General features: G+C 39.8%; 20 protein-coding genes. 16 read left to right on the top strand and 4 right to left on the bottom strand.

Annotated elements, in window-relative coordinates; genetic code table 11:
- Positions 1 to 241: 241 nt before the first annotated feature.
- From BUA53_RS16470 to BUA53_RS16485, 4 genes are all read left to right on the top strand, one after another.
- Positions 242 to 1,063, top strand: a complete 822-nt coding sequence (locus BUA53_RS16470; protein ID WP_072836493.1) for a purine-nucleoside phosphorylase — start codon at positions 242 to 244, stop codon at positions 1,061 to 1,063.
- A 9-nt stretch (positions 1,064 to 1,072) separates the two neighbouring features.
- Complete coding sequence (locus BUA53_RS16475) at positions 1,073 to 3,130, top strand: putative porin (RefSeq protein ID WP_245793187.1); 2,058 nt, start codon at positions 1,073 to 1,075, stop codon at positions 3,128 to 3,130.
- Between the two features lie 103 nt (positions 3,131 to 3,233).
- On the top strand, positions 3,234 to 3,614 hold the full coding sequence (locus tag BUA53_RS16480; protein ID WP_072836494.1) for an HYC_CC_PP family protein: 381 nt from the start codon (positions 3,234 to 3,236) through the stop codon (positions 3,612 to 3,614).
- Between the two features lie 73 nt (positions 3,615 to 3,687).
- Entirely contained in the window at positions 3,688 to 4,158 is a 471-nt protein-coding gene (locus BUA53_RS16485) for a cation transporter (protein WP_072836495.1), read from the top strand.
- Between the two features lie 48 nt (positions 4,159 to 4,206).
- On the opposite strand, the gene BUA53_RS16490 is transcribed toward BUA53_RS16485, so the two are convergent.
- Entirely contained in the window at positions 4,207 to 4,998 is a 792-nt protein-coding gene (locus BUA53_RS16490) for a transporter (RefSeq protein WP_072836496.1), read from the bottom strand.
- 58 nt (positions 4,999 to 5,056) lie between these two features.
- Complete coding sequence (locus BUA53_RS16495; protein WP_072836497.1) at positions 5,057 to 6,253, bottom strand: hypothetical protein; 1,197 nt, start codon at positions 6,251 to 6,253, stop codon at positions 5,057 to 5,059.
- 212 nt (positions 6,254 to 6,465) lie between these two features.
- Between BUA53_RS16495 and BUA53_RS16500 the strand changes: the two genes are divergently transcribed.
- From BUA53_RS16500 to BUA53_RS16555, 11 genes are all read left to right on the top strand, one after another.
- Positions 6,466 to 7,692, top strand: a complete 1,227-nt coding sequence (locus tag BUA53_RS16500) for a TCR/Tet family MFS transporter (RefSeq protein WP_072836498.1) — start codon at positions 6,466 to 6,468, stop codon at positions 7,690 to 7,692.
- Positions 7,693 to 7,718: 26 nt separating this feature from the next.
- Positions 7,719 to 8,282 (top strand): hypothetical protein, encoded by a 564-nt coding sequence (locus BUA53_RS21270; RefSeq protein WP_175546100.1) that lies wholly within the window; start codon positions 7,719 to 7,721, stop codon positions 8,280 to 8,282.
- Positions 8,283 to 8,453: 171 nt separating this feature from the next.
- Entirely contained in the window at positions 8,454 to 10,028 is a 1,575-nt protein-coding gene (locus tag BUA53_RS20955) for a hypothetical protein (protein ID WP_084080197.1), read from the top strand.
- A 155-nt stretch (positions 10,029 to 10,183) separates the two neighbouring features.
- On the top strand, positions 10,184 to 10,573 hold the full coding sequence (locus BUA53_RS16515; RefSeq protein ID WP_072836500.1) for a hypothetical protein: 390 nt from the start codon (positions 10,184 to 10,186) through the stop codon (positions 10,571 to 10,573).
- Positions 10,574 to 10,743: 170 nt separating this feature from the next.
- Positions 10,744 to 11,106 carry a hypothetical protein gene (locus BUA53_RS16520; protein WP_072836501.1) on the top strand — a complete coding sequence of 121 codons (363 nt, stop codon included), beginning with the start codon at positions 10,744 to 10,746 and terminating at the stop codon, positions 11,104 to 11,106.
- Between the two features lie 687 nt (positions 11,107 to 11,793).
- The gene (locus BUA53_RS16530) at positions 11,794 to 12,462 is read left to right on the top strand and encodes a hypothetical protein (RefSeq protein WP_139256471.1); all 669 of its coding nucleotides are present in this window, start codon (positions 11,794 to 11,796) and stop codon (positions 12,460 to 12,462) included.
- A 135-nt stretch (positions 12,463 to 12,597) separates the two neighbouring features.
- On the top strand, positions 12,598 to 13,458 hold the full coding sequence (locus tag BUA53_RS16535; protein ID WP_072836504.1) for an Imm26 family immunity protein: 861 nt from the start codon (positions 12,598 to 12,600) through the stop codon (positions 13,456 to 13,458).
- Between the two features lie 98 nt (positions 13,459 to 13,556).
- The gene (locus BUA53_RS16540; protein WP_072836505.1) at positions 13,557 to 14,459 is read left to right on the top strand and encodes an alpha/beta hydrolase; all 903 of its coding nucleotides are present in this window, start codon (positions 13,557 to 13,559) and stop codon (positions 14,457 to 14,459) included.
- Between the two features lie 57 nt (positions 14,460 to 14,516).
- On the top strand, positions 14,517 to 15,515 hold the full coding sequence (locus tag BUA53_RS16545) for an AAA family ATPase (RefSeq protein WP_072836506.1): 999 nt from the start codon (positions 14,517 to 14,519) through the stop codon (positions 15,513 to 15,515).
- 27 nt (positions 15,516 to 15,542) lie between these two features.
- Complete coding sequence (locus tag BUA53_RS16550) at positions 15,543 to 16,004, top strand: hypothetical protein (protein ID WP_072836507.1); 462 nt, start codon at positions 15,543 to 15,545, stop codon at positions 16,002 to 16,004.
- A 108-nt stretch (positions 16,005 to 16,112) separates the two neighbouring features.
- Complete coding sequence (locus BUA53_RS16555) at positions 16,113 to 16,580, top strand: hypothetical protein (RefSeq protein WP_072836508.1); 468 nt, start codon at positions 16,113 to 16,115, stop codon at positions 16,578 to 16,580.
- 273 nt (positions 16,581 to 16,853) lie between these two features.
- Here the strand turns inward: BUA53_RS16555 and ppdK are convergent, their stop codons facing one another.
- Positions 16,854 to 19,673, bottom strand: a complete 2,820-nt coding sequence (gene ppdK, locus BUA53_RS16560; protein WP_072836509.1) for a pyruvate, phosphate dikinase — start codon at positions 19,671 to 19,673, stop codon at positions 16,854 to 16,856.
- A 642-nt stretch (positions 19,674 to 20,315) separates the two neighbouring features.
- Here ppdK and BUA53_RS16565 point away from each other — a divergent pair.
- A complete protein-coding gene (locus BUA53_RS16565; protein ID WP_072836510.1) occupies positions 20,316 to 20,918 on the top strand; it encodes a hypothetical protein in 603 nt (200 codons plus the stop codon).
- Positions 20,919 to 21,044: 126 nt separating this feature from the next.
- Here the strand turns inward: BUA53_RS16565 and BUA53_RS16570 are convergent.
- On the bottom strand, positions 21,045 to 21,474 hold a 430-nt coding region (locus tag BUA53_RS16570; RefSeq protein WP_175546101.1), incomplete at its 5' end, for a transposase.

A 21,474-nucleotide genomic window follows, 5' to 3' on the forward strand; every position in this document is an offset into this window, starting at 1 on the left:
TTACTTACAGGCGAAGCCGAATACTTAATATTTTGCACGGCTGGTTGTATAAGAGTATTCATTCAAAAAGACACAGGTTATATTATCCCGATCGCTATTTGAAACATTATGAATATTGTGTTTATATAAGAATTCATTTTCGCATGCTACGGCTATCTTTGCCCGATCGCTATTTGAAACATTATGAATATTGTGTTTATATAAGAATTCATTTTCGCATGCTACGGCTATCTTTGCCTGAATGAATCATTTTGATAAAATTGTAGAATCCGCCAGCTTTCTGCAACAATACAATACAAATAAGCCCACTTCAGCCGTAATCTTAGGTAGTGGCTTGGGAGATTTCGTTCAGGAATTACAAATAGATAAGGAAATACACTACAAGGAGATCCCGCATTTCCCTGTTTCTACAGTTAAAGGCCATCATGGAAAACTAATCTTTGGCTCTATTGCGGGCAAGCCTGTAATAGCCATGGCAGGCCGGTTTCACTTCTATGAGGGCTATGATGTTTTGGATGTTATTTTCCCTATACGTGTATTAAAGCAATTGGGTGTGCAAACACTTTTTATTTCCAATGCAGCGGGTGGAGTGAATCCTTCCTTCAAGGTTGGCGACTTAATGATCATTACAGATCATATCAGTTTTGCGGCCAGGAATCCATTGATTGGTGAAAATGACGAAAGACTTGGGCATCGCTTCCCCGACATGAGTGAACCATATAAAAAATCGCTTATTTCAAAAGCAAAGCAACTGGCTGGGCAACTGGATATCAAAGTACAGGAAGGCGTTTATTTTGGAGTGACTGGTCCCACTTTCGAAACACGTGCTGAATATAAAATGATCCACATATTGGGTGGTGATGCAGTGGGCATGAGCACAGTTCAGGAAGTGATAGCTGCCGTTCATGCCGGGATGGATGTATTTGCTATGAGTGTTATAACGGATATAGGCATACGGGAGGAAGACAACATAATTACACATGAGGAAGTATTGCAGGCTGCTAAAGACGCTGAACCAAAATTCTCTGCACTTTTTAAAGAATTGATCGCTTCTATTAATTAATACATCATCTTGAATAAGGCACTTGTTTATAAAGGTTTCATTTTGTTGCTGGTATCTATGTCATGTACATGGGCACAGGCACAAAGGCCAGGTGCCCTTGAAGGTATCACGCGGCGCATAGGCAACCTGGGAAATACCGGGGCTTCCGGTGGCCCCGGTGGAGACAGCCTTCGCAGCAGGAGTAAGGATGCTGAATCGCTTTCCTTAAATTATTATTTTCTCGACTCCAGCCGTGCACACCATATTGATTCTTCCATTCTTGATTATACTAATTATTACCCCATTCCAGCCACTCATATTTACCTTGGCAATACCGGTACTGCCACCCGATCTATTTTATATGCTCCCGATTTGAAGGCCGGCTTTGATCCGGGCTTTCATGCTTTTGATGTATACAAATTCAAGGTTGAAACAGCCAGCTTATATAACACCACTAAGCCCTATACCCAGCTTTCTTATAATATTGCAACAAAGGCAGAGCAGATTATTGAATTATTGCTTGCACAAAACCTGAAGCCTTACTGGAGCGCGAGCTTCCAATACCGGATGATTGGAGCCCCTGGCACATTTCGAAATCAAAAGACCAGCCATAATAGTTACCAGTTCACCTCCTGGTACCAGGCTCCTTCAAAGAGATACAATAACTATTTCGTAATTGTTTCCAACAAATTACAATCGCAGGAAAGCGGGGGTATTCAGAACACAGATGACCTGCATGATCCTATTTACGCTGCAGACAGGTACACCATCAAAACGTTCATTGGCGGTGATCCACGCTTTGCTACCAATTTTTTTAATACTACTATTTACACTGGCAACAGGTATAACGAGACCAACTTTTTATTAAGACAGCAATATGATTTTGGAAAGAAGGACTCCCTGGTCACTGATTCCACGGTGATTCCATTGTTCTTTCCCCGTGTGCGGTTTGAACATACCATCAACTATGGCAAATACCGCTATATCTTCCAGGACCTCCCTGTGTCTTCAAATGACCAACGCAATAGCCCCGACTCAGCTTATTATGCAAGCAGGTATAACATCATTTTTCCTACTTCTGATAGTTTTATAAAGTTCCAGGATCAGTGGCGTGAAATATCCAACGATTTTTCGATATACCAGTTCCCCGATGTCAAAAACCTGCAGCAGTTCATCAAGGTTGGCGCTGAATTACAATTACTGAACGGTGAACTTAAAAGATCAAGATCACTTTATAATGTGATGGGCCATGGTGAATACCGCAACACTACAAAGAACCAGAAATGGGATATTGCAGCTTTTGGAAAATTATGGTTCAATGGTTATAATGCTGGTGATTACCATGCTTACATCAGTTTGCAGCGATTAATCAGTCCTAATATTGGAAGCTTACAGGTGGGCTTTGAAAACGTCAACCGTACGCCGCCATTTATCTACAATGGCTCTAGTAACTTTTACCTGGATGATCCTGCTAAATCATTTACAAAGGAAAATACGGTGCATTTCTTCGGATCCGTATTTCAGCCAAAGCTCCGCATTCAGCTAAGTGCTGATTATTACCTTATCAGTAATTACCTGTACATCACTGATTTTTATAAGCTGCAGCAGGAAGCCACGCTTTTTAATGTACTGCGCATCAATGCTCTGAAAACTTTTAATATCGGTCGTCACTGGAAGTGGCATGCACAGGTTTACCTGCAACAAAAAACCGGTGCTGCGGACATTCATTTTCCAACTGTTTATACCCGCAACTTATTTGGTTATGAAGGCACTCTTGGCTTTCCACATCTAAATATCGCCTTTGGCACCGAGGTACGCTATCACACTCCATATAAGGCAGATAATTACTCCCCTGTATTAGGACAGTTCTTTTACCAGGATTCCATAACCATAGATAATAACCCAAAGATTGATCTCTATCTCAATTTCCGCATCCGGAGCTTTAAAGCTTTTTTGCGTTTTGAGAATCTCAATACGGCAACCACAATCAATGGGTTTAGTTTTACCAATAATGATTTTGCTGCGCCAGGTTACCCAACCCCAGGTTTGATCACCAGATTTGGTATATACTGGAGCTTTATTAATTGATTATTAGTATATTATAAGATTAATGCAGTATTATGTGATAAAGGCAGATTTAACCTTTCCGCATTTTAAGTTCTGGGAAGGCTAAATTATCTTTACGATAGTAATGAAAAAGCTACTGGTAGTCATATTGCTGTTTGTATATGCTGTAATGAGCACTGGCTTTGTTGTTAGCCTTCATTACTGTATGGACCAGTTGAATTCTGCCCAGTTTGGTGAAGCTACATCAGATAAATGTGACCGGTGTGGCATGCATAAGGAAGGGCATTGTTGTTGGGATGATATCAAAATTGTAAAAATTCAGACCTCGCATCTTACTCCAAATGCTACGATTGAGATCCCATCACTGTCACCCGCTTTAGTAACACTATTTAGTAATGTAATAGTCCCGGTATTTAAAACGGGTCAATCTAATTTTCCCATTGCGCATAGTCCTCCTATAAATAAACAGGATACATATCTTACCAATTGCGTTTTCCGTATTTAAAATGAAGTCTTTTATTTTTAACCATTATATCCTTCACAACACAAATCAAATTATAAAATCAAAATCATTTAAAATGAAAGCGCATAAATTCCTCTTACTTTCTTTCTTATTCCTTTGTTTTTCTTTTATGGCAGTAGCCCAAACCAAATCAGAGAAGTTTTCTGTTTCGGGTGAATGTGGTACCTGCAAAAAGAAAATTGAAAAAGCAGCAAAAGCTGCCGGTGCCAGTTATGCCATGTGGGACGTTGATTCCAAGGTGTTAACCGTAAAGTATAACAGTACTTCTTCCAATACAGCTAAGATCCAGCAGGCAGTTGCTAAAGCCGGCTATGATACTCCTAATTTCAAAGCAACTGAGGAAGATTATAATAAGCTTGATGGATGTTGCCAGTATGAAAGAACAGCTGCTACTGCTGCTACATCTTGTTGTGATGATAAAAAATGCGAAGATGCCAAATGCATGAAGGATGGCAAGTGCGAAAAAGATATGAGCTGTTGCAAGGACAGCGGCTGCGACACTAAAGCCTGTTGTAAAAAATCCTGATAAATTTCTTAAGCCCCGCAGTTGCGGGGCTTTTTAATTGCTTTGTGTTCATTGTTTTTCAGACTTGCCAACAGGCAACCGGAAAGAAAAGCCGACTGCTATATAGTTTTTTAGGGAGGTGTTTTTTGTAATACCAAAGCCGCCGGATATATCTGCCTTAACATTATTCGAAAAATTGTAGGCAATGCCTCCATCTGCACTGTGTTGCGGGTGGTTGTCGGCATTGAGAAAGCCAAATAATTCTATGTAAGCATACCATTTCTCTCCAAGGTTGAAGCCGGGAGCCAGGGTATATATATAACTCGGCGAACCATTTTCTTCACCATCCCATTCCATTCCGATATTATAACCCAGTGAAATATTATCAGATAAACTGTTCTGCATGGTAAACCTGAAGTTAGGTCCCCATTTAGGTTGCCTGAACTCTTTATAAGCTGCTTTGGGAATGGATGTATGGGCTATAAGAGAGGTTTTGGGTATCAAACCTTTTTCATTCCAAAGAGCGATCTTACCACCCACCTGTATCGGTTGCAAACCGGTAACAGTTCGGTTCCCAAAAGGAATGATAAGAGGCGATTGCTCGGTAACATATTCCGTGATCAAGCGAAGTTCAATCCTGTTACTGATACCATACTTATTCAGCATGGTAGGATGAATAAAGGTCTTACTGCCATCCTTTTCGTTCTCTATATTAAACCCCGTTTCAGATTGAAACCATCTTTTGGGAACCAGGTAGGGGCTTTCTGTCTGGTCAGGCCGGTCCGTTTCTATCTTTTCAGTTAACTGCGCCTGTGCAGCAGTATAAAACAGTATACATCCAACTAACAATATTTTTCTCATTGTCTGCACCTATTTGATCGGGTTAACCAATTATATGGAACCACTCATTTTAAGCATATTAGTTTTCAAACAGGCAAAAGCTTCCGCCCACCCAATTCTTATCCTGGTTATATCTTACACCCACCATCTTTCCCTTGCTCAACCGGGCAAGGTTACTGGCAGAAATGGGTCTATCAGCTCCAGGCTCCCAAAAGTAAAAAAGACGGATCTCTGCTTTCGCATTTTCACCTGGTGTTTCTATCACCGGGGCATAGTTTACCTTTCGCTGAATGATCCAGTTTCCAGGGTCTTTGATGTTTTGAATATCTTGTTCTGTCACATCAATGATGACACCTTGTCCCGCAAAGGAGAACAAGGGCTTGACCACGTAGTTTTCAAGATCAACAGGCAGGTTTAATATCTTATCCAGGAACTGGGTGTGAGGAACGTATGGATGATCAATAAAGGGTAAGGTGTACTTACTTAACCTGTAAAACCAGTTGGGATGGGGTATCCAGGTTACATCAAGTTCTTCCTGGAATATTTTTCCTTTTTCCTGTATTTCGGCAGACTGCTGGAAGAGATCATCAAAGATCACCCGGTTATAGATCCGTTTGACAGGTGTTTTTTCACCATTTCGTAAATAAAATAATTGTCTTCCTTCTTTGATCAGCTCTGTAATGCACACCGTTTCTATTCCCAACAATTCCTTCGTCGCGTAAAAATCCACACGGGTTTTCTGTTGGTGAGGCAATATCTCCAATAGTATCACATTTTCCACCGGGGTGTCTTCTATGATGATCTTTTGTAGCAGGGCCAAATAACTTTCCCTGTCCAGTCCATTGAGATAGGGACTGAAATTTTTTGGCCAGGCGAAATGTTTTTGGTGTGTGTCCGCAACAAAAACCTGCCAGGCAAACAGGGAAGGGAAACCCTGCATTTCTATGAGTTGTGGTTCCAGTTCACCTTGTTCATTATAACAAATACCAAAATCAAATGCGATGAATTGCGGGTGAGAATCCTCGTTAGGAACATACAGGCTTGCAGGTATGGCATTTTCGCTTTGGTCCTGGTAAGAAGGCTTTGATATAATATCGATGATGCTTTCACAGGCTGAAAGCATTTTTTGGGTAAATTCCTTTGGTATGAATACAGGTGTTTCAGCAATTCTGAATTCCAGGTGGCCGGGGTAGATATTGGATAGATCTTCTATAAAGGCTTCATACTTTTCGTTGGTGAACCGTTCATTATACTCTTTTCTTAAACCCGGTATCATGTGGTTATTTTGCGATCAAGTTAAGCAATACTGTCCAATAGAAAAGTATACCAGTTGCCTGCCAGCTCCTAAAACAGAAATACCAATCTAGGATCCAGATTGGAAGTTTACCGGTGAAGACATTCCTTTTGCCGGATTTTAAAATGAATAGCTGGCCTAGCATTTCATGTTTGACGCAAAAGGGCCAACTTTGCACACGCTTAATTATATATATGAAACCACCCCGCAAGGCAGCAATGAGTTTTATTTTTATAACGTTACTGATAGATGTAACGGGCCTTGGATTGATCATTCCCGTTTTGCCCAAGTTGATAGAGCAACTTACGGGCGGCACCATCAGCCAGGCATCTCAATGGGGTGGTTGGCTCACCTTTGCTTATGCCATCATGCAGTTTGTTTGTGCGCCGATCATTGGCAACCTGAGTGATAAATATGGGCGCAGGCCTGTATTGCTATTTTCTCTTATGGGATTTGGTATTGACTATCTTTTCCTTGCCTTTGCACCAACCATCTGGTGGCTCTTTTTGGGCCGCATCATTGCCGGGATTACTGGGGCCAGCTTCACTACAGCCTCTGCTTACATTGCAGATGTAAGCACCCCTGAAAACAGGGCGCAAAACTTTGGACTGCTGGGTGCGGCCTTTGGTTTGGGCTTTATCATCGGCCCTTCCATGGGTGGATTATTGGCTCATTATGGCATCCGTGTTCCATTCTTTGTAGCTGCCGGTTTCTCCCTGCTCAATGCCGCCTATGGTTATTTTGTTCTTCCTGAATCGCTTTCCAAAGAGAACCGCCGGGGCTTTGACTGGAAGCGGGCAAACCCTTTAGGTTCCTTATTGCATTTAAAAAAATATCCTTCCGTAATAGGATTGATATGGTCCATGGTATTGGTATATATCGCTGCCCATGCGCTTCAAAGCACCTGGACCTTTATCAACCTGGAACGTTTTAACTGGTCGGAGCAGATGTTAGGTTTGTCACTTGGGGTAGTGGGTATAATGACCATGATCGTGCAGGGAGGGTTGATTCGTTATATCAATCCAAAATTAGGTAATGAAAAAAGTGTGTACATAGGCCTTGCCATTTATTCTATTGGGATGCTGGCATTTGCTTTTGCCGATAAAAGCTGGATGATGTTTGTCTTTATGGTGCCCTATTGCCTGGGTGGCATTGCCGGACCGGCATTGCAGGCCATCCTGGCGGGCCATGTGCCCCCTACAGAACAGGGTGAGCTACAAGGTGCCCTTACCAGTATGATCAGCGCTACCTCCATTGTAGGCCCCCTGGTGATGACCAACCTATTTGCTTACTTTACTAAACCCGGCGCACCTGTGCATTTTTCCGGTGCTCCATTTTTATTGGGTTCCATATTGTTGATGGGAAGTGCTATAGTTGCTTATAGTGTACTTAGAAAAGAAAAGGTAGTTGCGGTATCATAAGTTATAAATCTTGAAGGATTAGTATTGTGGAAAATTGGATTTGCGCTATAAATGATAATCCGCGTTTATTATTCTATCTGACTCATTTACAAGAGATATTGCATATTGTCGTGGGTAAAAAAACAGCTTATATTAGCACAAATACTAACTGTTATCAGCCAAAAAGAGCAACCATCCTAAGTAGTGAGACTATGAGGCATATTTCTAAATTTATTCTATTCTTCTTTCTGACAATAATCTCATTGAGTGGCATCTCTCAGGACAGTACAGCCATACAAGAGACACAAGTTAAATTGATGCTTTGCAGGAATTGGAAAGCCGTGTCAATGGAGGCAAACGGACGAAAAGCTATCGTGACCAAAAGTTCAGTCGTTTCTTTCAGTAGTGACGGTAAGTTTGCTGACACAACACAAGGGCTGGGAAAAACTGTCGGTAGCTGGACGTACAATCATTCAACTAAGACATTGGAAACAACTGACAAAGGGGGTAAATCAAAAGCTAAACTTGTAGAAGTTACTTCAGACACATTGGTAATGGAGCTTGAGTATCCTGAATTTGTGACCCGTGTAACTTATTCCAAAGCCGATTGAATACTAAGGGCTGATAACATGGTTTTGCTGCAATAGGTGATACAGAATTTGTCTTGAACCTGTTATCTTTAATCAATAACAGAATAAAAGTGAAGCTGTAGTTTTTCAAATGCACTACTGACAGCAACACCTAATCCGTTAGCGGCAATGACCTCCCAACCCTCAAGATTTATGAACCCCAAGAATGAATACCTCTTTAAATGGGACGAAACAGGTCTCATTACCGACATAATCGAACATAAAAACAAAAAGCTCTATCAGGTCAAAATATTCAAGATCAGAGGCAACTACAGAGTTGACTTATTGGAGGACAATTATGATGTTTCATTAGAAAATACATCGAACGACACCTTCCGAAAAGTTGTTGATACCTCGAAACCGGTTGAAGAACAAGTTCTAGAATGGGCGTCATATATACTCAGACGAAAAATTGGGGTTTGCGAAATCTGTAAACAGAAGAAGATAGTTCAACGGTTGTCTAAACATGATAGAGAGAAAGAAGAGTTTGAGGGGCTTAAAATCGCCTGCAAAAAATGCAGATCTGAAGTCTATGACAAAATATTCGAGAAGTTTCGATTAGAAAGAGAAGAAGAAGACAGAAAATTTATAGCAGAATTAGATAAAAACCCGCCGAAGATTGTCGGAGGTTTCAAAAAGAAAATGCAAGCGTATAAGATCTTACAGGATCTCGGTAATGCTGATAGAACTGACTTGGGAGAAGGTCTTGTTTACGTAAAAGGTGTCCTGAAGGCATCAGATAATACGTATTATCCAGCTTTTTTCACACTTGCAACACCTGGTGGAGAACATTGGGATACGGATTTTATTGCTAGCAATCTTGACATAAATATACCACAGCATATTGTACTTAAATACTTAGGCAAAGGTGTGGACAACATATTTCCATATGAATATGAGACACTAGCTCATATCGAAGATGACTTTCATCAAAAATCATGGTTTGGAACTATAAGTCAGCGCTCAGTCAGACATCATTTGATAAATCAAATAATTTTAGCTAGACCAAAGGAGTGGGATGATATCGAAGATACAGTTCGGGTAGAAGTGCGTTCATATTTTTCAATACAGCACATTCTTTCTGCTACATTTTTTTTAGAACAGTTAAGGGAATTTGAAAAGTCACTCTCGAAAGATAGCTCTGATCAAGAATTCCTAAACCACCGTGCTTTTATTGTTTCTATAATCATGTCTTGTGCTTCGTTTTTAGAAGCTACAATCAATGAGGTTTTTATGGATGCTGCAGAGAATGTTGATGGAGTACTAAATGACTTACCCAAAACCACAAGAAATATTTTTGGACGAATGTGGAAGAAAGGCATACCGAGAACAGCCAGTTATACCATAATAGATAAATATCAAATAGCATTAACACTTGCAAATAAAAAGGAGTTCGATCTTGGTCAGCTTTTAAGCCAAGATGTAATCTTGCTAATAAAATTGAGGAATGCCTTAGTTCATTTTGAGCCTGAATCGGTCATCACAAAAGATATAGGTGAGACAGCTAAAATAAAGAGACAGAAACTTGAACAGCAGTTAACTGGAAAGTTTGAAATAAATATGTTTACTGGTAAGGACAACCCTTATTTTCCAGACAAGTGCCTATCAATTGGATGTGCGAATTGGGCGATAGACGCCACTCTTGATTTTACTGACGAATTTTTTATGAAGCTCGGGATTTTTCCAACCTATCAGGGAGTGAAGTATTTAATTGATCAAGTAAGATAGAGCCGCCGCTAACAGTGCATTGCTGCAAGTGTGGCGGGACGTAATTCTATTAGGTTGAACAATAATACGGCATCTGATTATCTTTACTGAATTGCATTGCTGCCAAGTCCACACCTGACAGCAATGCGTTTACGTTAGCAGCCACCTAAAACCCTATGATTAGACATTCGTTATTATATCTTGTAATTGCATTGATTGCCACCATTGAATATGTGAGTGGTTTTGCAGTTTCTATTGTTCCTGGCTGGCAAAGTGTAATTGTGCCTCCATTCATGATACTATCCATCTTCCTTCTTGTCTGGCTCTATTGTTTGCCCATTGGTTATGCAATACTGGAAAAGAAAAATAACCTGCCGCCACAAAGAACCGTTTTCATACATCTGTTCCTAACCCTCTGTTTCTTCTTTTATTCAAACGGAGTAAATTCACTTTACAATACGCCCAATGTATTTTTAAGGTTTGCTATTCCTTTGGGATTGTTTGCTATTGGACAGATGATTTACATTATTTCATTCTTTAAGGCATTGAAACGCACTACTGCATAGAAAGGTAGGCTGCTAATACCATGTTTTGAAAACAGCGGCTTGGTGACAATGGCTCAACAAACTATCGTTAATCAGCACAAGAATAAGAATAAGGAAATTGTAATCCTGACGTCAGCTGCTTCCGCAACACCTGTTCCGTTAACAGCAATTGGTTTACACAACATTAAAGCATGAAAAGAAGTAGCAAAATCGTACTTGGGTGTATTGGTGTTCTGTTACTTTCACTATGGTATTACTGGGGAATTGTCATGGACAAAAACATCAGCAAAGAATATGACCAGTTCTTTAACTCAAACTTGAATGGAATCATTGAGAAAGTTAGTATAAAATATCATGGCTCGTCTTTCAGCTTAAAAGGCAATAACAAGGAATACATTTTTTATCCATACACAGATGAGCGATTGAATAACGCCAAAGTTTTCGAGAACTTCGCTAATAAAGGCGATAGTATTTTAAAGCCATCTCAAAGTGATACGCTCATACTTGTAAAACAAACCAAAGTTTATAAATATACCTTTCACAAAGAACCATGATTAAGTTTGCAAAACTGCTACTAACACTAGTTTTGTGCAAAATGGTCTTTTGATATGAATTCCGATTTAATTAATATGAAATCAACATTGAATGACCTACGCTTTATAGTTGAAAGGTATGGTGATGATAGAAGTGAACCAATCCATTTACCAAAAGGCTCTTAACATGGACATCAAGCAATATAGGCAGAAGAATATGTTATGAACAATAGAATTACTATTTTGTTGTTGAATAAGGGCTGAAACAGCAGTATTTAAAATATCAATACTACTTGAAGCGCCTCTCCGTTAGGCGTAAGCAAGCAGCAACTTTTTAGACAGAACTTATGGGACACTTTATTCGGAATTTATGTTTAGCACTTATTTTAACCTCATGTTCCACCCTATTACCTGATAAGCACCTTAATGAAAAAACGTTCGAAAGTAATGACATAACTGTAAAGTGGTATAAAGTTAGTGAAATTACGAGTGGCCATGATTTTGTAGATCTGACAAGGAATGGATATACTAAAACAATTTTGAAGGCAAACAGCATGGGTATCCATGATATAATTATTAAGCGAGACACAATTACTATAAGGACAGTTCCAGGATTGATAATTTATGATTTAACTGCACAGACGGTAGGATGTTATATAAAACTGGATACTACAGTAACATTTGACGAGTACAGGGATAAGTTGAGACGTGAAGAAGTCAAATAATTTTAGCGGATGTGGCCGTAAATTATTACTACGCCAAACATGTTCAACGTTAGCTGCAATTATGAGAGTCATTCTTTGTATATTATTTTTACTCGTTTTCCAGTGTGTATCTGGTCAGATACCACCTATACAATCAAATACTAGTTGGAAGGACAGCACAACCTCTTTTCTGGTCAAAGTGTTAAACAATCAATATGACTTTCTGTTAGGATACAAAATAGAAAGCTTTTGGTGGAGCAACACGCAGGTATATAAGGTATTAGCTTATAAAAACAGTCACTGGCAAGCCATTCAAATTGTAAGCACCAAGAATAAAAAGGATAGGGTTAAAACCGAAATTTCAAAGTGGAACTTCTCTTCTGACTCCGCATTTAAACTCATAAATGGACTTTCTGCTTTACACTTCTGGACATTAGACCATGATTTGCTAAATCAAGAAGGTGTACCCATAAGTGATTCTACAGTCAGGAAACTACAGATTGCCGATGGTGTCAACTATAAATTCGAAATACTTACAAAAGAAGGCTATAGAATCATTCAGTCTTATGAACCTGAAACTTACCTAAAGGAGTTTCCAAAAATGACCATTAGAAAGATCTTCATTGATGGTAGAGAATTATTCTTGAATACTTGGAATAATAGCCGCATGTAACACAGGTTTCCCGAAATACAGGCGTTAGAACAATGCTGTACTAGCAATTCTATTTATCTTAGATCCAACGTGAGGCTTTAGAATTACGGACTACCTGTACTTCAGAAAGCCCCTCTCCGTTAGCTCAAGCTTTTTATGAAACCCTACGAACTCACAAATGACCAAAGAAAATATGTCGGACTAACTCCTGTAGCTGATGACTGGGACAGACAACCCTTGAATGACACAGTTGTTGTTTACTTTGACAAAGAAAAACTAGTAAAGGTTTTGAATTATGGCTGGGGCTATATAGAGTACGACACTGACATTGATACCCGAGGCGGAAAATTTCTTCTTCCTAAAACCGCAAAGGGAAAAGAACACAAGTTGACCATTGCTCGACTTCTGAAAATCAAGGGGATAGGTATTCAGTTCTCAGCTTCTTTTGAAGGTGGCGGCATTCATGTTTATGACAACAAAAGGAATTTATTTTTCATCAAGAGCTTTATTGAAGATGGACAGATCCTGAACTTTGACAATATCGAAGCTTGGATTAAAAAGTACATAAAAGAAAGCCCTGCTAACTATTTTGACTGGCTTAATGAGGAGCTTTCAAAAAGCAGACAGCACAACAAAGCCAGAGAAGGAGATATTATCGCTTATCCAGTTGGAAGGCAGGAATTCGGTTTTGCTAAAGTGTTGCTGAATGGCATTAGTAGCGAACTGCCTTGGGTTGACACTAAGGTTTTCGATCTTAACCTCTTTGGAAAGCCTTTGATGGTTTTACCATATGCTTTTATTGCTGAAAATACAGCAATCGACCTGGACATCCTTTTGAAGCAACCTGTACTTCCTCATGTATTCATTTTTGACTCGGACGTTTATTATGGTGCATTTCCTATTATTGGAAATCGTTCTGTAACACAAAGCGACTTTAATTTTGCTTTCCCGCTTAAAAAATCAAAATACCTGACCATTCCATATAGCAAAACTGATATTCAATCTTACTTTAATTAACAAGCGAAAAGCCTTCAGGCAACTTATAACATCAATTGACAGGACGAAGAAAAATATTTAGACGACTTATCTGGACATTGTTGATAGTCTTTGTCCTTATGAATATTGTAGCAATTTTTCATTCATACAAGTTTACTCATTTTGCAGATGATAATATAGAAAAAACACAAAAACCAGAAAAACTGACTTTAAGTGGAAGAATGAAAGCTTTGTTATTTGGAGTGAACAACCCAAGGCCAGAAAATAAAATAGAACCCGCTGTAGATTACGAAGACATAGAACTTCAGAGCAATAGGAAAATTGACTGCTGGTACTTGAATAAAGACCATTCAGCAAAAACTGACACAGTTAAAGGCACAATCATTATTTGCCACGGCTACGGGGGTGAAAAATCCTCTATGCTTGATAAAGCAATGGTATTTGACAGCTTAAAATTCAATTCTCTATTAATTGACTTTATGGGCAGTGGCGGTTCTGAAGGATACACAACAACTATCGGATTTAAGGAAGCCGAACAAGTTAAGACCGCCTATGTCTATTTACAAACCAAAGGGGTAAAGAATATTTATTTGTTTGGTACCTCAATGGGTGCTGTTGCAATTATGAAAGCAATAAAAGATTATAACTTAAAACCAAAAGCAATTATTCTTGAGTGTCCTTTTGGAACAATGTATCAAACCGTTGCAGCCAGATTTAAAAACATGAATGTTCCTACATTTCCTATGGCAGGACTTTTGGTTTTTTGGGGCGGAATTCAAAATGGTTTTTGGGCTTTTGGACATAATCCGATTAACTACGCAAAAACAATCGCCTGCCCAACTTTATTATTATATGGTGAACAAGACAAAAATGTAAGCAGACAAGAGATTGACAGCATTTTAGCCAATTTAGCAGGAGAAAAGGTTCTGAACACCTACAAACTTGCTGGACACGAAAACTATTTAACTAAATACAAACCAGAATGGACTCAAGACATAGCGAATTTCTTAAAAGGAAAATAAAAGACAAACTACCCATATAATATTTCTGCAATAGCGGATTAACAAAACAAATAAATAATGCTTAAAGGATTCGTGTTCGGCAAATTTCTTCCATTTCATAAAGGGCACGAAGCGATGATGGATTTTGCTATAACAAAATGTGACTTCCTTACCATACTAATTTGTTGCAGTGATAAAGAGACTATCCCTTGTGAAATTAGGAGAAGCTGGATAGCAAAGACTTACACGGCAGTTAAAAATGTTGAGGTTAGGGCTTTAAACTATTTGGAAAGTGAACTTCCTAACACATCTGAATCCTCTTTACAAGTTTCCAGGGCCTGGTCCGAAAAATTCAAGGAGTTGTTTCCTGATTATAATTTGGTAGTTACTTCTGAAGAATACGGAAATTATGTGGCTTCTTTTATGGGAATACAACATATCGCCTTTGATATTGAGAAAGAATTGTTTCCCGTTTCAGCTACAGCCATACGAAATGACTTATTTGGTAATTGGCAATTTTTACCCGATACTGTAAAACCTTACTTTGCTTTGAAGGTGGTTTTGCTGGGTACTGAAAGCACGGGTAAATCATCATTAACTAAAAGACTTGCTCAACATTTTAATTGCACTTCAGTAAATGAAGCAGGCAGAGAACTTATACCTGATTCCAAAGCATTTGAATTTCAGGACTTGCATCTGGTTGCTGCCGAACATTCCAAACGAATTGACAAAGCCGTTATAGGAAAAAGCCCTTTAATTATTATTGACACGGATGTATATATTACAAAATCTTACGCGCATTTCATATTTAACAAGGAACTGGAAATAAACAGCGACATCTATAATTCCAATAAGGCAGACCTGTATTTTTATTTAAACAATGACGTGGAGTATGTACAAGATGGTACACGGTTAAGTTTCACAGATAGAGAAAGGTTAGACAGATCACACAGAGAAACGTTGAAAAAACACGGCATTGAAGTTGTTGAGATTTCAGGAAATTGGGAACAACGCTTTAAAAAGGCTACAGCGTTAATTAACGAATTAATACAGTCTAAGTCTAAATTAGCTAGTTGATTGCAAACGATGTCACCGTATTAAAATATGGCTGAGGAGATAATATCCAAAGATATTTTACAATCAAGGCTGGATGCTTTGAAATCTACTATAGAAAGAAAGCAGTGGAAGTATTACCATATTGAAAGTGTGCAGAATTTTATTTTCCATCTTAACAATTTCCCATCTGAAAGAACTCAATATAGAATGGCTGGCAAGTTAAACGCTTATTTATCCTTGCTGGAAGAAAGAGTGAAAAAGGAACATGACATTCATGAATTAGCACGTGAATTATATCCCTCTATCTGGAGTATTTCAGATGAATACAAATACGGCTTGGGCTTTATCAGTAAGCCATCCTACCTGTTGCACCTATTTATTTGGTTAGTATTATTTTTTATTCTGAAAAGTAGCTTTGGAACATGGATTACCTGTGGAGTAATAGCAGCAATAGGAATAGTTACTATTGTACGCATTCGAATGAAAATAAAGGAAAGGAAATACTTCTGAGCTTAGTGCAAGCGTTTTAGGAGAGATATAAAATTTAAATTAATACCAGGAATGCGGTTGTGCAGTAAGCACATTGGTGTTATACTCAACAGTGAAACAAGCCAATTCATGAATAGATGTTTCAAAGCTATATTTCTGTCCTTCAACATTTTTATCGCATACCCCGGACATTGCAATGATTCAACCTATATAACTATTCAGTGGAATGGATCTTCAGATAAACCTCACAACAGCTTTGTATTCTATCGACGGAATGTAGCGTATAATTTAAACAATGGAGTGTTTAACAATCCTTTCAATTTATATGTTGAGTTGAGCGATAGTTCCTTTGCTAAGCTTCAAAGACTTCTCTTCAATGATAAAGTGCCAATTTGTAATGAGAGTGATTATCCCTTGCGAGGAGCTTATTATGTAAGCTGGTGCAATGGTGAAAAGGACGTCGATACCTGGCTTTTATGCACCGAAAATGACTATAAACATCTTTATAGGACATTGTACCAATTTCTCAAAGGCACAAAGTACCAGGAAGAGTTTCAATGGCGCTGGAAAAGCGAGCGAGCTAAACTTCCTACATAGCAACATGGATTGACAATCCGTAGCGAATGTGTAAGTCTAGCAAAGAGCAAATTCTACTAAGAATTTTAATGCAATAGTCCTTAAAAACAAGAAACACACAGGAAGCCTCTTTCTTGCTGTGTAGTAAAAGAGGCGTTTCCAATGTGTGTTCTTTTGCCGCTGGTTAATAGCCGGTTATCATGCAACCTGGGATCTTCCACCGGCGGTTCTCAATTTTGGCTGCGCCCGTTTACTATTCTGTTGAGACAGGATAGGGACAGGGCAGCCGGGTTATTACAACGCTTTGTCAACTGCCTCACCCAATTTGGCATGAGCAGCTGCTAATCTTGCTACAGGTACCCTAGGACCAGAGCAGGATACATAATTCAAACCCAGTTCATGACAGAATTTGATAGAATCTGGCTGGCCACCGTGTTCTCCGCAAATTCCGATCTTCAAACCTGGCTTGGTCTTGCGGCCCCATTCTACTGCTATCTTCATCAGTTTACCAACACCATTCCTGTCTATGATCTCAAATGGATTGTCATGCAGGATATTTTTCTCTGCATAGAAAGGCAGGAATTTGTTTTCCGCATCTTCCCTTGAGAAGGAGAAGGCTGCCTGTGTCAGGTCATTGGTACCAAAGGAAAAGAAGTCAGCTTCTTTAGCCAGTTCATCTGCTTCCATACATGCCCTTACCACCTCTATCATAGTTCCAAATTCAAACCTTGGCCTGATGCCATAGGCTGCTTCAACGGTTTTGGCTACTTCATCCACATACACTTTCACCTGTTTCAGTTCTTCGGCTGTGCATACCTGTGGTACCATGATCTCCGGATGTACATCGATGCCTTCTTTCTGGCATTCTGCTGCTGCTTCCAGGATAGCCTGTATCTGCATCTTATAGATCTCAGGATAGGTAAGTCCCAACCTTACACCACGGTGACCCAGCATTGGATTCACTTCGTGTAGTTCATGAGCTTTCTTCAGTATGCTTTCTTTTTTGGATATGGCCAGTTCTATCAGTTCAACACCCTTGCCATTAAAAGGAAGTACATTCTTCAGTTCCAGGTTTTCTGCATGCAACAGGTGAAGGCTGCTAAATAAGTTGCTTACACCACTGGCGGTCTCTTTCAAATGACGCAGGTGCTGCAGTTCTTCTTTCAATTCTTCTTCAGAAGGAAGGAATTCATGTATTGGAGGATCAAGCAAACGTATGGTTACAGGGTGAGGCGCCATAGTGGTCAATATTTCCTTGAAATCCTGTTTCTGAATAGGGAGTAATTGTTTCAATGCTTCTTCTCTTTCATGATCCGTATTGGCAATGATCATTTCAACAACTATTGGCAAGCGATCACTGGCATTGAACATTCTTTCTGTACGGCAAAGGCCTATACCCACAGCACCAAATTGCAGGGCTTTGGCAGCGCCATCAGGTGTATCAGCGTTGGCCATCACCTTCAGCGTTGAAGCTTCATCAGCCCAAGTCAATAAGGTTTTCAGTTCATTGCTGAATTCAGATTCGACAGTTGGGATAACACCTTTGTACACATAACCTGTTCCACCATCTATTGTTATAAAATCTCCTTCATACAGGGTTTTATCACCAATAGTGGCCTGTCTCAGTTTGACATCAACTTTAATTCCTTCAGCTCCTGCTACACATGGTTTACCCATGCCTCTTGCCACAACAGCAGCATGAGAGGTCTTTCCACCACGGCTTGTCAATATGCCCTGTGCTGCAAAGAAACCATGAATGTCCTCTGGTTTTGTTTCCTCGCGAACCAGTATCACTTTTTGACCTGCATGGCCAAGGAATTCTGCCCTGTCAGCATCAAAAACGCATTGCCCTGAAGCAGCGCCCGGTGAGGCGGGAAGACCTTGTGCCAATGGCTCCTGGTCGTGTGCGCCCAGGCGTGGGTGCAACAATTGTTCAATAGTGGAAGGTTTGATCCTGAATAAGGCTTCTTCCTTGGTCAATAAACCTTGCTGTACCATTTCAACTGAGGTGCGTACCATTGCGGCTGCATTCATCTTACCGTTGCGGGTTTGCAGGCAGTAAAGAATACCTTTCTCTATGGTGAATTCAAAATCCTGTACTTCCTTGTAGTGGCTCTCCAGTTTATCACGCAGATCTTCCAGTTGTTTGTGCAGGTCAGGCATTTCTTCTGCCAGCAGGTGCACAGCTTTTGGTGTGCGGATTCCGGCTACTACGTCTTCACCCTGGGCATTTACCAGGTATTCACCGAACATGACATTTTCACCTGTGCCAGGGTCTCTCGTAAAGCCCACACCTGTAGCACTGTCATTACCCATATTGCCAAATACCATGGCCACAATGTTCACCGCGGTACCATTGGCAAGATCAGGCGTGATGTTGAATTCACGGCGATAGTCAACAGCCCTTTTTCCTGTCCATGAATTAAAGACAGCCTTGATGGCGATCTCCAGTTGCTCATAAACATTCTCAGGGAAAGGTTTCTGTGTGTAATCTTTCACAGCCAGCAGGAAGCGCTCACTGATCTCTTTCAGGTTTTCTGCGCTTAATCCAATATCTATTTTTACACCAGCCTTATGTTTTACTTCTTCGAATATCTTATCAAATACTTCATCGGGCACACCCAGGGCTACCTTTCCAAACAACTGTATGAAGCGACGATACGCATCATAGCCGAAGCGTTCATTTCTGGTTTGCTGTATCAGGCCATGAAGCGTTTCTTTGTTTAAACCAAGGTTTAAAATAGTGTCCATCATTCCAGGCATGGATAGTGCGGAACCTGACCGTACTGATACCAATAGGGGATCTGTTGGGTCGCCGAATTTTTTGCCTGTTGCTGCTTCCACTTCCTTCATGTGTTCCAGCACCTGCTCCATGGTATCTGCCGGTAATTGCTTATTGCCGGATAAATAACTCATACAGGCTTCCGTGGAGATCACAAATCCTGGAGGAACATTCAACCCGATCTGGGTCATTTCGCAAAGGTTGGCTCCTTTGCCTCCCAGTAGTTGTTTGTTCTTACCATCTCCTTCATGAAAGGAGAATACATATTTCTGTTTCGTTTTGGGGGTTTCGACAATACTTTGTCTGGTTACTTCTTTGAATCTTGTTTCCATAAAAAAAACTTTTAAAAGAACAATTCAAGGTAGTACAGCCAGCAATCGGGGATAATGATGATGGTCAGATAAAACACCGCTATCCGTCAGTTTTTACATTCAAATAAATAATATATAATTAGAGTTGGAATGAAAAATGGAGAAGTTGAAAAGTTGATTGGTTAACAGGTTGATAAGTTGACAAGGCAAGAATATGGTTGTTTTCCTGGGTTGAAAGTTGATAAAGAAGGAGGGAAACTGATCTTTTTGAGTTCCCGATTAACACCTTGTCAGTAAGATAACTGGTGAAAATGTAGATTATGGTTAACGAAACTTGTGGGTTGCTTGCTAACTGGTAGCAGTTTGGTTACTACCAGCGGCCGGGTTACTCCCTATCAACTGTATAGCTGCGGTATAGATACTGCGTGGTGATCACGCACTAAGTATACTGTTAGTAGGGCTTTGGTAGCAAGTTGCCCGCCCTTAGGCTACCATTTAGTTAATGTGTTTTCTCCCGACTCCCGACTCAAGACTCCCGACTCTCTTCCTTCCGGCCAAAAGCGGTCATTATCGGTCAAATCGGCCAAAAGCGGCCAAAACGGACATAGTGGTTTTGAACTGCTAAGTTATTTAGCAATCTTGCAGCTAAAAATCTAATATCATATGGCAAAGCAAATAAGTCATGTAAAGGCAACAGGTACAGTATGTGGAGACATCAACTTTTATAAGGATGTGGACTGGGGTTTCCTTGTAAGAATGCTTCCTGGTGTGGATTCTAAACGCTTCTGGAAGGACCCTGCCTTTGCAGGAAGTAGAAGAAGTGCAGAAAGGTTTGGTACGGGCAATATCATGTCTTCCATCATCTACCGGTTTGTGCCAGTAAAAAGAAGATACCCAAGGCTGTTTACCCAGGTAAGAAGAATTGCCATTGCTTTTTTAAAGCAGGGAAGTGAAAAAAGGGAGGTGTTTTCAGCCTTATTCACCTTTCTTACGGAGCAAAAGCGTATTTCCCTTACCCGGGAGCAGTTTGAATTACTCCTGTCCTCCTTTGAAGAGGAATTAAAAGCAAGGCTTCAGGAGCCAAAGCCAGAAAAGGAAAAGAAGATGAAGAACAAGCTGGATATCCAGGTTTTTGCTCCTTTAAATGAAGAGGACATAGAATACTTTAAATTGTATATGGATGATATAGCGTGGACCATAAGGTTTGAAGGGGAGTTTCCGGAAGATTACAGGATCCCATTTTTTCTCCTTAAACATGCTGTTTAAGGAAGTTTGTAGTTTGTAGTGTGTAGTTTGTAGTTTCTTAGGACAAAGTGAACTACGGGTGTAGGCATATTATATTGGTATTCATCTTTGCGTATTCTAAGGTATAGATACTGCCAAAAAAAGTTTCTAATCAGCTTTTACATTGTTCTCAACAAATGGTGTTTGACGCTTTACTACAGCAAACATTCTATATAAGATCTTATTTCGAACGATATTAATAGTACTCATTTTTGATTTTCCCTTTTCTAATCGTTTTAAATAATATTCTCTTAGTTCTTTGTCATGTTGAATAGCAGTTTTTGCAGAAAGATCAAGCAATGTTTTCATGCGCTTGTCAGCATGTGAATCAACTTTAGTTTTCATTTTAAGGCTGGTTCCTGACTCACAAGGGAATGGCGCAGTGCCACAATAGCATGCAAACTTTCTTGCTTTTTTAAAGCGTGAAAAGTTCCTGGTTTTAATGATGGTTTCTAAAGAAAGAACTTTACCAACGCCTTTAATACTTAAAAGCAAGTCCTGGTTCTGTTTAATAGAAGAGTTTGATTCAATGAGCACA

Origin of the sequence: Flavisolibacter ginsengisoli DSM 18119 (genome assembly GCF_900129295.1) — a bacterium.
GTDB classification, from domain to species: domain Bacteria; phylum Bacteroidota; class Bacteroidia; order Chitinophagales; family Chitinophagaceae; genus Flavisolibacter; species Flavisolibacter ginsengisoli.